Genomic DNA, 15,724 nt, shown 5'->3' on the forward strand with positions numbered 1-15,724 from the left:
AAGTTAGTTTGTCTAGCATCTAAAATAAAAATTGACGTTTCACGTTGTTTGTTTCGTTCAGTTTTCAAAGAACTACTTGGTCGCTCATTTGCGACTTCCTTATGTTAACATTTTCATCTTTCAATGTCAACTAAGTTTTTCATTTCGTTTGTCGCTTTCGACGTTAATGTCATCGGCGACTTGTTCTATATTACACCTCTAAGCTCTAATCGTCAATATGTTTTTATAAAAAATATAAAAAGGCTTATTTCTTTTAAAATAAGCCTTTTTATCACATATCATTCTATTCATTTATTATTTCTCTATAATTGGTAACGAGACGATAAATTGAATAATACCATCCCTATATTCCGCTCGAATACTACCACCTTGTAACTCAACAATACTTTTCGCAATCGCTAAACCGAGTCCCGATCCTTCCGTTACTCTACTTCGAGATTGATCTTTCTTATAGAAACGTTCAAACAAATTCGCTAACTCTTCTCTCGTAAACGCTTCACTATGATTCGCAATTACAATTTGTATATCCCTACGCTGCCTTTGAAGAGAAACTTTTATCTCTCCATCATCTTTACTATACTTAATTGCATTCATTAGTAAATTATCAAATACACGAACCATCTTTTCCGAATCAATCGATGCATAAGCACGTTCCTCAGGAAACTTCTTAACAAACGTAAGTCCATGCTCTTCCGCTTGCGGTACTAGCTCTTCTATTAATTGCTCAAGCAACTCATTTACACATACTTCTTGTTTTTCTAATACAACTTGTTCATTTGTTAACTTCGTATACTCAAATAAATCTTCTATTAAATTTTTTAACTGCTCCGACTTTACAAAAGCAATTCTCGTATACTCATCGTGTTGTTCTTTATTTTCATATTTAGAATCTCGAAGTAATCGTAAGTAACCCATAATAGAAGTAAGTGGTGTACGTAAATCATGAGAGACGTTCGTAATAAGCTCACTCTTCTGTTTCTCTAATTTACGCTCCTTTTCTATATTATTCATAAGCTCTTCTGCCATATTATTAATATTCTCAGTTAAAGCTGCAATCTCATCTTCACCTTTTTTCTCAATGCGGTAGGCTAAGTTACCTCTTTCTATTTCCTTTACGCCTTGTGCCATCGCTTCAATCTGCTTCATCTTTCTCTTTGTTATATAGAAGAAAGAGAAAATGAATACAAGTATACCAATTAAAAACGGGAATGGTCCTTCTTGCGTATCATATATTACCTCTCCCTCTGGAATTCCACTAACAAACATGTACAAATTCTTTCCTTCAATAGTAATAGGTGAAAAAGATATAAACTCTTTTCTTGTACTTTCAAATACATTTCTACCATCTGTATAATTAATCGCGAATGATGCTGCATTACGAATCGTATTATGCAAATCGATTTGCTCTTCTTGCGCTTGCTTTGTTTTATATAAAACTTTACCACTTTCATCAGTAACCAATATCTTCAAAGCTCTAGACCCTTGCTCTAAATTTTGGTTCTCCATTTCGATCATATTTGATATAGCTTCTAATTTATTTTCATGAACCGAACTATTTGCCGCTCCTTGAGCTTGGTGATTAATTTGTTCCATACCAGCCCGATAATCGATAGTTGCTTGACGATTCGCATTCTCAAAAAACGGCGCTGCTGCCTTCGCTGACAAAACTCCTAATAACGCACAAGCAGCAAAAGTAGTAATCAATTGAATCCTTATACTCTTTCGTACGCTCTTTACTAATTTCTCAATTAATTCTCTTATTTTCCTTATATAAGTAAACGGATTAAATATCTTTTTCAATCTTATACCCCACTCCCCATACTGTTTTTATATATCTAGGCTTCCTTGGATTCTCCTCAATCTTTTCACGCACTTTTCGAATGTGCACCATTACAGTATTATCAGACTGGAAAGATCGTTCATTCCACACCTTTTCATAAATTTGCTCCGCACTAAACACCATACCTGGATTTCTAGCTAGCAATTCTAAAATTGAAAATTCCCTCGGAGTTAGTTTCACTTCTTCTCCCTCTACAATAACTTTATGGGTCGAGATGTTGATTTTCATCTCCCCAATTTCTAACTCGTCCTCATTTTGAATAGCGAAACCATTCATTTTCATATAACGGCGTAACTGAGATTTAATTCGTGCAATTAACTCTAACGGATTAAACGGCTTCGTTACATAATCATCTGCCCCTGTTGTTAACCCTAAAATCTTATCCATATCTTGCGTTTTGGCAGAAAGCATAATAATAGGCATTTCTTTCGCTTCCCTTACCTTCATACACATATGAATACCATCCACTTTCGGCATCATAATATCTAATACGACTAGATGTACTTCATTTTCTTCCAATAAACGTAATCCTTCTTCTCCGTCTCCTGCTTGTAATACTTTATATCCTTCATTCTTTAAATAGATTGTAATTAAATTCCGAATTTCTTTTTCATCATCTACGACAAGTATTGTTTCGTGTGCCACAATATCTCCCCCATCACTTTTTTAATCCCTAACTTCTATTATAGGAAAACTTCTGAAGAAAAACGCTCGGAAATCCTTAAGATTTTCTGAAGACGCAAAAAAGATCTAGACTCCCCTTAAGTCTAGACCTTTAAAAAACCCCTTTTATTTACGAACGTAGATGAAATATAGTACGAATAAAACTCCCATAACATACATAATCGGATGAACCTCTTTACGACGACCACTTACTACCATTGTAATTGGATAGAAGATAAATCCAATCGCAATCCCAGTTGCGATACTATACGTAAGTGGCATAGAGATAATTGTAAAGAATGCTGGTACTGCAATCTCGAATTTCTTCCAATCAATTTCCCCTAAGGAAGAAACCATCAAGATTCCTACAATAATTAAAGCCGGCGCCGTTACAGCTGGCGTTACAACACTTAGTAATGGCGAGAAGAATAGTGCCAGTAAGAAGAATCCTGCTGTTACAACTGCTGTAAATCCAGAACGTCCACCCGCTGCTACCCCTGCAGAAGATTCAATATAAGACGTTGTTGTTGATGTACCCAAGATCGCACCAATTACAGTTGCAATCGCATCTGCAAATAATGCTTTTCCTGCACGTGGTAATTTATTGTTCTTCATTAATCCAGCTTGATTCGCAACCGCTACAAGCGTACCTGCTGTATCAAAGAAATCGATAAAGAAGAACGTTATAATAACAATCCCCATTTGAACTGTGAAAATATCTCCGAAGTGCGTTAACGCCACGCCGAACGTTGGTTCTAGACTCGGTATTGCTCCTACTACAGCTTTCGGAGTATCAATTAATCCTGTTGCCACTCCTAAGATCGCTGTAAGAATCATACCGTAAAATACTGCACCATTAACTTTCTTAATCATGAAGATGATTGTCGTAACAACCCCGAAGATTGCTAGTAACGTTGTGCCCTTTGTTAAGTCCCCCAACCCAACAAGAACAGCATCATTTTTCACGATAATTCCTGCATTTTGGAATCCAAGGAATGCAATGAACAATCCGATACCTGCTGCTACTGCAAACTTTAACTCCGATGGAATTGCATTGATGATTTTTTCACGAATACCTGAAGCAGTAAGAATAATAAAGATAATACCTGACATTAATGTTCCGGCAATTGCTGTTTGCCATGGAATACCCATCGTTAACACTGCTGTATAAGCAAAGAACGCGTTAATTCCCATACCTGGCGCTAAAGCAATTGGATACTTCGCGAAAATACCCATAATTAACGAACCGATCGCTGCCGCTAATGCCGTAGCAACGAATACTGCACCTGGATCCATCCCTGTACCTGCTGGTAACCCTTTAACATTTCCAAGCGACAGCGTAGCAGGATTGACAAATAGTACGTAAGCCATAGATAGAAATGTCGTTAACCCTGCTATGAACTCAGTCTTATAATTCGTACCGAGCTCATCAAACTGAAAATAGCGTTTCATCTTACGTTTCCCCCGTTATATGATTACTCGCCGTATTTCACCCTAGCCCTCTTTTATCCCGAGAAATAAAAAGGCTTCCATTGCATATATACATGGAAGCGTTCTATAAACAAAGACAAGTTTCCCCTCATCTTTATACAAACGCCTCGTAGTCAAGCCATTTACGGTAGCTAGGTAGAAACTTTCGGGCCATATCCCCGATATTATACGACGGCATAATATTCACTTTTCGTTTGAATTACATAATCATATTAACTCGACGAAGTAGTTTTGTCAATTTAAAAACGAACATTTTTATAAATTTTTATATTTTCGTTCGTATTAATACCAAAATAAAAAAGGTCCATCTATGCATAAGCAATAGATGGACCTTTTTATAAATACTATTCCCACTCAATAGTTGCTGGTGGCTTACTCGTTACATCATACACGATACGGTTAACGTGTTTTACTTCGTTTACGATACGTACAGAGATTTTCTCTAATACGTCCCAAGGGATACGTGCCCAGTCAGCTGTCATACCGTCGATAGATGTTACTGCACGGATACCTACTGTGTAATCGTAAGTACGCTCGTCACCCATAACACCTACGCTACGCATACCAGGAAGCGCAGTGAAGTATTGCCAGATTTCGCGATCTAAGCCGGCTTTAATAATTTCCTCACGTAAAATCGCATCAGATTCACGAACGATTTCTAATTTCTCTTCTGTGATTTCACCTAATACACGAATACCAAGACCAGGACCTGGGAATGGTTGACGCCATACGATTTCATCAGGAATTCCTAGTTCAGATCCTAATACACGTACTTCATCTTTAAATAACGTGTTTAAAGGCTCAATTAATTTGAACTGCATGTCTTCTGGAAGTCCACCAACGTTATGGTGAGATTTAATTGTTTGTGCAGTTGCTGTACCACTCTCAACGATATCTGTGTAAAGTGTACCTTGCGCTAAGAAGTCCATACCTTGTAATTTTGACGCTTCATCATCAAATACGTAAATGAATTCGTTACCGATGATTTTACGTTTTTGTTCTGGATCTTCTACACCTTTTAACTTGTCCATGAAGCGGTCTCTTGCATCCACTTTAATAACGTTCATATGGAAGCCTTCGCTAAATGTTTTCATAACGCCTTCTGCTTCACCTTTACGAAGTAAACCGTGGTCAACGAAAATACATGTTAATTGATCACCAATTGCTTTATGAATTAATACTGCTACAACAGAAGAGTCTACACCGCCACTAAGTGCGCATAGTACTTTTTTGTCTCCAACAGTTTCACGAATCTTTTCTAATTCTACTTCAATAAAGTTCTCCATGTTCCATCCTTCAGAACAACCACATACGCCGAATACGAAGTTTTTAATTAAATCGTTACCGTGCTCAGAGTGACGTACTTCTGGGTGGAATTGTACACCGTATAAGTTTTTCGCTTCATTGCTCATACCAGCAATTGGGCAAGACTCACTTGTTGCATCTACTACGAATCCTTCAGGTAAACCAGTTACTAAGTCGCCATGGCTCATCCATACAACTTGCTCTTCTGGAAGGTTCGCATATAATTTTGATTCGTTCTCTACTTTAAGAACAGCTTTTCCGTACTCACGGTGATTTGCACGCTCTACTTTACCACCGAAGTGTTGCGTCATAAGCTGCATACCGTAACAAATACCGAAGATTGGTAAACCTAGTTCAAAGATTTTTTCATCACAATGTAATGCACCTTCACCGTATACACTATTTGGTCCACCAGAGAAAATAATCCCTTTTGGATTCATTGCTTTAATTTCTTCTGCAGTAATTGTATGTGGATGAAGTTCACTGTATACACCGAACTCACGAATTCGACGTGCTATTAACTGATTGTATTGACTTCCAAAATCTAAAACGATAATTGTATCGTGTTGTTTCTTCAAAATAATCACCCCAACGTTAGTTCTCGTATATAAATATTTTCACCAATTTGGCGAAAAGCATTACCAATATAATAAAAAAAGCCAGTCCTCCGCCTCTAGTCTCATAACAAAGAAAAGGCAGGGGTCTGGCTTTATAAAGAAAGATAGTCTCCGCTCTTTATAAATATAAGACACACTGCCTTCATAGTCAGGTTGTTTACGGTAACCCGGTAGAGACTCTCAAACCATATCATTGAGGATATATGAAGGATCGTTTTATATTATCTTCCTAGATTCTAACAATGAAGTATCAATATGGTCAAGAGAGAAAGCGACAAAATTCTACAGAAATTCATTTCCTTTTCTAAAAAACATAAAAAAACATCCATTTCTATATAGAAATGGATGTTTTTTAGGGCAAACGGAATTACATCATTCCGCCCATACCGCCCATGCCCATGCCGCCCATGTCAGGCATTGCTGGTGCATTTGGTTCTGGCTTGTCAGCAACTACAGCTTCAGTTGTTAAGAACATAGCTGCAACAGATGCTGCGTTTTGAAGTGCAGAACGAGTTACTTTAGCTGGATCTACGATACCAGACTCAAGCATGTTAACCCATTCGCCAGTAGCTGCGTTGAAACCAACGCCTACTTTTTCGCCTTTTAGACGCTCTACAACTACAGATCCTTCTAGACCAGCGTTGATTGCGATTTGACGAACTGGCTCTTCTAGTGCACGAAGTACGATGTTGATACCTGTTGCTTCGTCGCCTTCAGCTACGATAGAAGCTACTTTTGTGTATACGTTCATAAGTGAAGTACCACCACCTGCAACGATACCTTCTTCTACTGCTGCACGAGTTGAGTTAAGTGCATCTTCAATGCGAAGTTTGCGCTCTTTTAACTCAGTTTCAGTTGCTGCACCTACTTTAATTACTGCTACGCCACCTGCTAGTTTAGCAAGACGCTCTTGTAATTTTTCACGATCGAATTCAGAAGTTGTTTCTTCTAATTGCGCACGGATTTGACCGATGCGAGCTTCGATTTGCTCTGTGCTTCCTACACCTTCAACTACAGTTGTGTTTTCTTTTGTAACAACAACTTTACCAGCGCGTCCTAAAGATTCAACTGTAGCAGATTTTAAGTCACGACCTAATTCTTCAGTGATTACTTCGCCACCTGTTAAGATTGCGATATCTTCTAGCATTGCTTTACGACGGTCACCAAATCCAGGAGCTTTAACAGCTACTACGTTGAATGTACCACGAAGTTTGTTCACTACTAATGTAGCTAAAGCTTCGCCTTCAACATCTTCAGCAATGATAAGAAGTGGTTTACCTTGTTGTACCACTTGCTCTAATACTGGTAAGATTTCTTGAATGTTAGAAATCTTTTTGTCAGTGATTAAGATGTATGGGTTATCAAGAACTGCTTCCATTTTGTCAGAATCAGTAATCATGTAAGGAGATGCATATCCACGATCAAATTGCATACCTTCTACTACGTCTAATTCTGTTGTGAATCCTTTAGACTCTTCTAAAGTAATAACGCCGTCGTTACCAACGCGCTCCATTGCTTCAGCGATTAATTGACCTACTTCTTCGTCAGCTGCAGAAATAGCAGCTACTTGTGCGATAGAAGATTTGCCTTCGATTGGTTTAGAAATCGTTTTTAATTCTTCAATTGCAGCAGTAACAGCTTTTTCGATACCTTTACGAAGACCCATTGGGTTAGCACCAGCTGTTACGTTTTTAAGACCTTCACGAATCATAGCTTGCGCTAATACAGTTGCAGTTGTTGTTCCGTCACCAGCTACGTCATTTGTTTTGCTAGCAACTTCTGCTACTAATTTCGCACCCATGTTTTCGAATGCATCTTCTAATTCGATTTCTTTTGCGATTGTTACACCATCATTTGTAATAAGTGGTGAACCAAATTTTTTCTCAAGTACAACGTTACGACCTTTTGGTCCAAGCGTAACTTTTACTGCGTTTGCAAGAGTGTCGACACCGCGAAGCATCGAACGACGTGCTTCTTCACTAAATTTAATATCTTTTGCCATAATAATTGACCCCCTTGGATTTTTTAAGATTTATATAATTAACCGATAACTGCTAAAATGTCACTTTCACGTAAAATCAAGTAGTCTGTACCTTCATATTTCACTTCAGTACCTGCATATTTTGAGAAGATGATAAGATTACCTGCTGCTACCTCTAAAGCAACACGCTCACCATTCTCAAGCACTCGACCAGTACCTACTGCAACAACTTTACCCTCTTGTGGTTTTTCTTTTGCAGTATCTGGTAATACGATACCACTTGCTGTTTTTTCTTCTGCTTGAACAAGCTCAATTACAACGCGATCACCTAATGGCTTTAGCATGAACAATAACCTCCTCATTTTGTTATGTAAATTTCTTTTATTAGCACTCAAGTCATCCGAGTGCTAACACACTTATAATAATAAATAATCTCAATTTCTTTTGCAAGTAAAAAAATCATAATTTTTTCGCAAATCACTATATAAACTTTCTATATAGAATACTGCCTTTACTATATGAATCGTTGTTTCCACTGCTCGTATGTTACAATATGAAAGGACACCCTAAGTTGTTTTCGCTACACACACAACTTTCTCCTGTCTTCTATTATAATTTCAAATAAGGATTTACGAAAAAAACATAATTCAAGTGAGGTTTATATCGTAGGTAGCATATTTACATGTTATCCTAACTTATCTCATACACTATAGTTAGAAAGGATGGTTAAACCATTTGAAGAAACAATACTGGTGGATTATCGTTACATACATTTTAATGCAGTTATCTGGCGTTGTTGGATTACCACTTCTCCTAAAAACAGGACTCTATGATAATAGAGGATTTACCATTGAGGAAAAAGGACAAATCATAACGGGACACTGGGCAATCATTAGCTTCTTTATTGCATTATGTATCGTACTTTGGTTACTTAGAACAGATATTCGTGACAGGCATTTAGATGCAATGCGCTCTTCTGTTCCAGCTACTATTGGATGGATTTTTATCGGGTTCTTCTTAGCTTTCTTTTCACAAATAGTTGCCGGTATGATCGAGATGCAACTGCTAGGAATTAAACAAGGTTCAGAAAATACAATGAAACTGATGGAAATTGCAAGAACGACACCTTGGTTCCTTATTGTTGTTTCTATAATTGGACCTATCTTAGAAGAAATCGTATTTAGAAAAATTCTATTCGGTACACTTTATAAGAAGTTTAACTTCTTTATTGCAGCTATCATTAGTTCGCTTGTATTCGCAGCAATTCATTTTGATTTTACTCACTTATTGGTATACACTGCTATGGGGCTCGTATTCGCCTTCTTATATGTGAAGACGAAACGTATTATCGTTCCGATTGCAGCTCATGTTGCAATGAATACATTAGTCGCTATTGGGCAAATTTTTATGAGCAATGAACAAATTCAAGAAATGATTAAAGAAGCTGAAAAAATGCAAGGCTTTATCGGAGGATTTTTTGTATGAGAAACTCACCATTGTTCATGGCTGCACTATACTTCCTTCTTGGATGTATCTTTACACGCTTCGCCATTACGAACGTGACAGATACAATCTGGAATATGTGGACAATACTATTTGCAGTTATGGCAACAATTGATTTTAATTTGGCACTTCGCCTTATATTAGTTAAATTCACAAAGAAGAAACAATAATAAAACGCAGAGGTCGCTTCCTCTGCGTTTTATTGTGGATAGTTTTTCAAAAAGTAAACTAATGTTTGTAACTCTACAGCTAAGTCAATATGATGAATTCTAATATTCTCTGATACGTTTAATCGCGCTGGTGTGAAATTCAAAATACCGTGCACGCTTGTTTCAGCTAATCTATCTGCTACAGCTTGCGCTACTGTAGCCGGTACTGTTAATATTGCCACTTGTATATCATTTGATAATCTCTCTTCTAATTCATCTAAATGATATACAGGAATGCCCCCGATTTCTGTTCCAACTTTCTCTTCACTAACATCAAATGCCATTTCAATTTTTGTATTATTGTTTTTCGTGAAATTATAATGTAAGAAAGCGGTCCCTAAATTACCTACTCCAATAAGTGCTACACGTGTTATATCATCTTGATCAAGTGTTTCGCGGAAAAATGATAATAAATAATTTACGTTATATCCATATCCCTTTTTCCCTAACGCTCCAAAATACGAAAAATCTCTTCGTATTGTTGCGGAATCTACTTTTACTGCCTCACTCAATTCGGCCGATGAAACACGCTGCTTACCAGAAAGAGATAAGTTTTGGATAAATCGATAGTATAGAGGCAATCTTTTAGCAGTGGCTTGTGGAATCTTTTGCTGATCCATATGACCTCTCCTCTCTTCCTATCTTTATTCATATACTTTAATCAAATACAGAAGTTTAGCACTCATTAAATTCCTTGTATAATAAAGAGAAGAAGTATTCTCTCTTTATTTTAAACTATACACTATTTTTAGTATGATTGAGAAATATAAACATGGCAAAGTTAAGAAATTATTTGAGGTGAAAACATTGATTTTATTACAAGTAAACGCGCTTTCGAAATTATACGGTGCAGAAACAATTCTTGCAAACATAAAATTGGAAGTACAAACAAAAGATCGTATCGCATTAGTTGGAAGGAATGGAGCAGGTAAATCTACATTATTAAAAATTATCGCTGGTGAATTATCTCATGATGGTGGCGAAATTATAAAACCGAAAGATGTCTCAATCGGATATTTAGCTCAAAATACTGGACTAGAAACGTCTTTAACAATTTGGGATGAAATGCTAACCGTCTTTACCCATTTACAGCAAATGGAGACAAAACTCCGAAGGCTTGAGCAAGAAATGGGAAAAGAAGAAAACTTTTCAAACGAAGCTACATATGAAAGATTGTTAGCTGATTATGACCAATTACAACTCAATTATAAAGATCAAGGTGGATATCAATATGAAGCGGATATTCGCTCCATTTTAAGCGGCCTTGGCTTCCCAGTTGAAACGCACCAGACGACGATCTCTACTTTAAGCGGCGGGCAAAAAACAAGATTAGCTCTCGGGAAATTATTATTAACAAAACCAGACTTACTTATTTTGGACGAGCCTACAAACCATTTAGACATCGAAACATTAACATGGCTTGAGCAATATTTGCAAGGTTATCCTGGCGCAATATTAATCGTCTCACATGACCGTTATTTCTTAGACAAACTCGTTACACAAGTATATGAAATTTCGAATAAAGAAAGCAGACGATTTGTTGGTAACTACAGTAAATATTTAGACTTAAAATCAGCATTATATGAGCAAGAAATGAAACGTTACGAAAAACAACAAGATGAAATCGCAAAACTTGAGGACTTCGTTCAAAAGAATATAGCTCGCGCTTCTACAACGAAACGTGCTCAAAGTCGCCGTAAACAACTAGACAGAATGGAATTATTAACGAGACCATTAGGGGATTCTAAGTCAGCATCATTCCACTTCGATATTGAAAAACAAAGTGGAAATGATGTTTTACAAGTAAATGATGCAACCATCGGCTATGATGAAAACCCTATAATTGAACATGTAACTATGCGCTTAACTCGCGGAGATAGTGTTGCTTTAGTTGGTCCAAACGGAATTGGGAAATCCACATTGTTAAAATCTATTGTGAATAAGTTACCACTATTAAATGGTGATGTTTCTTTCGGATCAAATGTATCTGTTGGTTATTATGATCAAGAACAAGCAAACTTAACATCTTCTAAACGGGTTTTAAATGAACTATGGGATGAATATCCACTGCAACCGGAAAAAGAAATCCGTACTATACTTGGGAATTTTTTATTCACAGGAGATGATGTACTGAAACCAGTATCTTCCCTTAGTGGCGGACAAAAAGCTCGATTAGCTCTTGCAAAACTTATGATGCAAAAGTCAAATTTGTTAATTCTAGATGAGCCTACGAACCACCTTGATTTAAATAGTAAAGAGATTTTGGAGAATGCTTTAATTGATTACCCAGGGACTCTTCTATTCGTCTCACATGACCGCTACTTTATTAACCGTGTAACAACGACTGTGGTTGAGTTATCAACAGAAGGTGCACAGGAATATTTAGGGGATTACGATTACTACGTTGAAAAGAAAAATGAAATGATTGAACGTGCAGAACTTGAACAGCAAGAAAGTGACGTTCCTGTTCAAAAGGTGGTTGCACAAGAGAAATTAAATTATTTAGAAGAAAAAGAGCGTAAAAAACTAGAGCGTCAACGCACTAGAAAAATTGAAGAGCTAGAACAAAGTATAGTGGAATTAGAAGAAGAAATTGCTACGTTAGAAGATCAACTTTGCTTACCAGAAATATATGCAGATTATGAAAAAGCTAGTGAAATTACAACTAAAAAGCAAACGCTACAAGAACAACTTGAAACTTGTATGGCAGAATGGGAAGAGCTGCATGTATAAGCATATTTAAATAAGGAAGATGTCTCATAAGTCAGGATTTTTGACTATGTGACATCTTTTTTTAGTACTTAAACAATTTTTTGAATATATCTATCGTAACTTAGAATATACTAACGATTTTTTAAATATATCTATTGTAACCCTATATATATTAACAATCCGACACGAAATATCGATTTAACGACAAAGATTGACAATATTAGCATCTTCTATAATAGGGAGATGTTTCAAAATATTTTTCGGGGATATCTTCTTACTTTTTATTTCCCGAAAAAGAACAAATTCAAAGGTCTGACATCAACCTATTTATCCACAAGTTTATACACATATCCACCTTTATAAAATAAACATTAAAATAACTTTTCCACATTATCCACAGCCAACAAAAAAGTTATCAACATTTTATATACACAATAAAACCCACATTATCAACAGATAATATGGGTTTTATCCACAACCTGTGGTTAATTATGTGTATAACTATGCTTCAATATCTAATCCTGGATTTGCATTTAAGGCTAATGTTGCACGCTTACCTTGTTCATAAGCAATTGTCCCTGCCGCTGCAATCATCGCTGCATTATCTGTGCATAAAGATAGCGGCGGAATAATTAATTCAATGTTTTCTTTTTGTGCAAATTCCTCTTCTAATCGCGCACGAAGTCCTTTATTAGCAGCTACTCCACCAGCAAGAAGTAATTGCTTTACATTATAAGCTTCTGCTGCACGAGCTGCTTTCGTTACAAGTACATCTATTACACTTTCTTGGAAACTTGCCGCTAAATCTTCTGGTGCAATTTCTATACCGCGCTGTTTTGCGTTATGCACAGTGTTGATAACTGCTGATTTCAATCCACTAAAGCTAAAATCATACGAATCCGGTTCTAGCCATGCACGAGGCAAATCAATTGTCGGTTCTCCTTCATGTGCAAGGCGATCAATATGAGGACCACCTGGATATGGCATAGATAACGTACGAGCTACTTTATCATATGCTTCTCCAGCTGCATCGTCTCGTGTTTCACCAATTACTTCGAATGAACCATGTTCTTTCATATAAACAAGTTCTGTATGCCCACCAGATACAACAAGTGATAATAACGGGAATTGAACTTCTTTTACTAAACGGTTCGCATAAATATGACCAGCAATATGATGAACACCGACTAACGGAATATCATGTGCAAACGCTACTGCCTTCGCTGCATTTACTCCAATTAGAAGTGCTCCTACTAAACCAGGACCTTCTGTTACAGCAATTGCATCAATATCATCAAATGTGATGTTTGCTTCCTTTAAAGCTTCTTCTAACACAACTGTAATTTCTTCTACATGATGACGTGATGCAATCTCTGGTACAACGCCGCCAAAACGTTTATGACTTTCAATTTGTGATGCAACGACATTCGCAATAATTTCCGTTCCATTTTTAACAACTGCTACTGCTGTTTCATCACAACTTGTTTCAATACCAAGTATAATCGTATTTTTTTCCATTATATATTCACCCACATTACGAGACCATCTTCCTGATTGTCTGCATAGTATCGTTTACGAATCCCACCATTTTGAAATCCGTATTTTCTGTATAACTGCTTTGCTACTTCATTTGATACACGTACTTCCAGTGTCATTGTTTTTACCCCTAGTTCTTTCGCTTCAGAAATAACTGCTTTCAATAGGGCATCTCCTAACTTTTGACCTCGGTATTCTGGCAAAATAGCTATATTTGTTATATGTGATTCATCAATAATTATCCACAATCCACAATACCCGACTACACGACCATCTTTTTCTAACACAATATAATGTGCATGTTCATTCATCGTTAATTCACGGTGAAAGGCATCTGCAGTCCAAGGAGTTGAAAAAGACGCTTCTTCAATAGCTACAATTTGAGCAATATCATCAAGCTCCATCTTTCTAAATATCATATCCATCTTCTGCAAGCTCCTACTTGTTTTGACTTTCTAACCACTTTGTTTCAGCTTCAGCTAAACGAAGATAGCTTGGAACAAACGTATGCACATCTTGTTCTTCTTTTTGTAATCCTAAGAATGCTAGCTCACTTGGTCTTGGGTTATTTTTAGTAAATGGAGCGAATACAGCTTGATCACCTAAATGTTCTATAATTGTTTCTTTATGCAATTTAACATCGTTACCGATAAATAAAACAGGCTGTCCTTTATCTTTTAACATTTGCAACCAGTCTACAATAAGAATAATTCGGTCTTCTTCTATTGAAGTTAACTGCTCTCCTTCATATGTATATAACCCAGTATAAATTTGCCCACGTCTTCCATCAAATAAAGGACAAATTAACCCGTTAAAGTTAGCACCGTTTGCAGCTACTACCTCTAAACTTGATACACCTACAATTGGTATTTGAAGTGACCAAGCTAATGTTTTCGCCGCTGTCACGCCTATACGAACACCTGTATAGGATCCAGGTCCAGCAGCTACAACGATTTTAGTTAATTCCTTCGGTTTTACGCCACACTCTTTTAACAGTTTCTCTACAGCTGGCATAAGACGTACAGAATGGTTTTTTGTTAAATTTGTAATGATTTCCCCAATTACGTTTTCTTCCTCAATAAGGGATACACCCATTACGTAATTTGAAGTATCAATTGCTAGTACTTTCATCTTGTAATAGCTCCTCACATAATCTAATATAGCGATCTCCAATTGGCTCGAGTATAATTTTTCTTGTGTCATCTCCAGCATGGAATAAACTAATTTGTAACTTTTCATTCGGTAAATATGCTTCTATTAAATGAGCCCATTCTACTACCGTAATTCCTTCACCGTAGAAATATTCATCAAAGCCTAAGTCCTCTTCACTTTCTGCTAAGCGATACACGTCCATATGATATAGCGGTAATCTTCCTTTATATTCTTTGATGATATTAAAGGTAGGACTATTTACAACTCTTTTCACTCCAAGACCTTTTGCTAGTCCCTTTGTAAAAGTCGTCTTACCAGCTCCAAGATCTCCTTCTAAAATAATTACATCTTGTGCCTCTACGAGCTCACCTAATTTTTCTGATAACCTTTGTGTTTCCTCAGAAGATTTTGTTGTTACTTCATATTTACTCACAGACTTCACCTACTTTACTCACAATGTTCTCTGCTCTTTATTATACAGGTTTTGAATATATAAAAAAGTCCTTAGGAGTTGTCCTAAGGATAGTTTGACTGTCTTTATTAGTTTTTTGTTAAAACAAATAAAAAAATACGAAACAACTTGTTTCGTTCTTTTCTTTATATGAAATGGCGGTCCCGACCGGGGTCGAACCGGCGATCTCCTGCGTGACAGGCAGGCATGTTAACCACTACACCACGGGACCATTTGGTTGCGGGGACAGGATTTGAACCTGCG

General features: G+C 36.8%; 14 protein-coding genes, 1 tRNA gene and 2 riboswitches. Of the genes, 3 read left to right on the top strand and 12 right to left on the bottom strand.

What is annotated here, in order from left to right:
- Positions 1–294: 294 nt before the first annotated feature.
- From MR168_RS27420 to groES, 6 genes are all read right to left on the bottom strand, one after another.
- Entirely contained in the window at positions 295–1,800 is a 1,506-nt protein-coding gene (locus tag MR168_RS27420) for a sensor histidine kinase (protein WP_086412305.1), read from the bottom strand.
- Positions 1,784–2,485 carry a response regulator transcription factor gene (locus MR168_RS27425; RefSeq protein ID WP_000929885.1) on the bottom strand — a complete coding sequence of 234 codons (702 nt, stop codon included), beginning with the start codon at positions 2,483–2,485 and terminating at the stop codon, positions 1,784–1,786. Before MR168_RS27425 ends, MR168_RS27420 begins: the two co-directional genes overlap by 17 nt.
- Before the next feature lie 144 nt (positions 2,486–2,629).
- The gene (locus MR168_RS27430) at positions 2,630–3,955 is read right to left on the bottom strand and encodes an NCS2 family permease (RefSeq protein ID WP_000833096.1); all 1,326 of its coding nucleotides are present in this window, start codon (positions 3,953–3,955) and stop codon (positions 2,630–2,632) included.
- Between the two features lie 129 nt (positions 3,956–4,084).
- Positions 4,085–4,186, bottom strand: a riboswitch (purine riboswitch).
- A 152-nt stretch (positions 4,187–4,338) separates the two neighbouring features.
- Positions 4,339–5,877 (bottom strand): glutamine-hydrolyzing GMP synthase, encoded by a 1,539-nt coding sequence (gene guaA, locus MR168_RS27435; RefSeq protein WP_000743909.1) that lies wholly within the window; start codon positions 5,875–5,877, stop codon positions 4,339–4,341.
- Positions 5,878–6,041: 164 nt separating this feature from the next.
- A riboswitch (purine riboswitch) is annotated at positions 6,042–6,143 on the bottom strand.
- A gap of 140 nt (positions 6,144–6,283) precedes the next feature.
- Entirely contained in the window at positions 6,284–7,918 is a 1,635-nt protein-coding gene (gene groL, locus MR168_RS27440) for a chaperonin GroEL (RefSeq protein WP_001029993.1), read from the bottom strand.
- A 38-nt stretch (positions 7,919–7,956) separates the two neighbouring features.
- Positions 7,957–8,241 carry a co-chaperone GroES gene (groES, locus tag MR168_RS27445; protein ID WP_086412306.1) on the bottom strand — a complete coding sequence of 95 codons (285 nt, stop codon included), beginning with the start codon at positions 8,239–8,241 and terminating at the stop codon, positions 7,957–7,959.
- Positions 8,242–8,632: 391 nt separating this feature from the next.
- Here groES and MR168_RS27450 point away from each other — a divergent pair, with 391 nt between their 5' ends.
- Both MR168_RS27450 and MR168_RS27455 read left to right on the top strand, forming a co-directional pair.
- Complete coding sequence (locus tag MR168_RS27450; RefSeq protein WP_006920743.1) at positions 8,633–9,382, top strand: CPBP family intramembrane glutamic endopeptidase; 750 nt, start codon at positions 8,633–8,635, stop codon at positions 9,380–9,382.
- A complete protein-coding gene (locus MR168_RS27455) occupies positions 9,379–9,570 on the top strand; it encodes a YdiK family protein (protein WP_001246201.1) in 192 nt (63 codons plus the stop codon). The genes MR168_RS27450 and MR168_RS27455 overlap by 4 nt, the downstream gene beginning before the upstream one ends.
- Positions 9,571–9,599: 29 nt before the next feature.
- Here MR168_RS27455 and MR168_RS27460 read toward each other — a convergent pair whose 3' ends face one another.
- The gene (locus tag MR168_RS27460) at positions 9,600–10,229 is read right to left on the bottom strand and encodes a redox-sensing transcriptional repressor Rex (RefSeq protein WP_000372699.1); all 630 of its coding nucleotides are present in this window, start codon (positions 10,227–10,229) and stop codon (positions 9,600–9,602) included.
- A gap of 187 nt (positions 10,230–10,416) precedes the next feature.
- On the opposite strand from MR168_RS27460, the gene MR168_RS27465 reads away from it, so the two are divergent.
- Complete coding sequence (locus tag MR168_RS27465; protein WP_000602146.1) at positions 10,417–12,342, top strand: ABC-F family ATP-binding cassette domain-containing protein; 1,926 nt, start codon at positions 10,417–10,419, stop codon at positions 12,340–12,342.
- A gap of 480 nt (positions 12,343–12,822) precedes the next feature.
- On the opposite strand, the gene tsaD is transcribed toward MR168_RS27465, so the two are convergent.
- The 5 genes from tsaD to MR168_RS27490 all read right to left on the bottom strand — a co-directional run bounded on the left by tsaD (position 12,823) and on the right by MR168_RS27490 (position 15,692).
- A complete protein-coding gene (gene tsaD / locus MR168_RS27470; protein WP_000414585.1) occupies positions 12,823–13,839 on the bottom strand; it encodes a tRNA (adenosine(37)-N6)-threonylcarbamoyltransferase complex transferase subunit TsaD in 1,017 nt (338 codons plus the stop codon).
- Positions 13,839–14,282, bottom strand: coding sequence for a ribosomal protein S18-alanine N-acetyltransferase (gene rimI / locus MR168_RS27475; protein WP_000367190.1), 444 nt, complete (start codon positions 14,280–14,282; stop codon positions 13,839–13,841). The genes tsaD and rimI overlap by 1 nt, the downstream gene beginning before the upstream one ends.
- A 13-nt stretch (positions 14,283–14,295) precedes the next feature.
- Positions 14,296–14,988, bottom strand: coding sequence for a tRNA (adenosine(37)-N6)-threonylcarbamoyltransferase complex dimerization subunit type 1 TsaB (gene tsaB / locus MR168_RS27480; protein WP_000865740.1), 693 nt, complete (start codon positions 14,986–14,988; stop codon positions 14,296–14,298).
- A complete protein-coding gene (gene tsaE, locus MR168_RS27485) occupies positions 14,969–15,442 on the bottom strand; it encodes a tRNA (adenosine(37)-N6)-threonylcarbamoyltransferase complex ATPase subunit type 1 TsaE (RefSeq protein WP_000049642.1) in 474 nt (157 codons plus the stop codon). Before tsaE ends, tsaB begins: the two co-directional genes overlap by 20 nt.
- Before the next feature lie 174 nt (positions 15,443–15,616).
- A tRNA-Asp gene (locus MR168_RS27490) sits at positions 15,617–15,692 on the bottom strand.
- Positions 15,693–15,724 lie beyond the last annotated feature (32 nt).

Origin of the sequence: Bacillus cereus group sp. BfR-BA-01356 (genome assembly GCF_022663635.1) — a bacterium.
GTDB classification, from domain to species: domain Bacteria; phylum Bacillota; class Bacilli; order Bacillales; family Bacillaceae_G; genus Bacillus_A; species Bacillus_A cereus.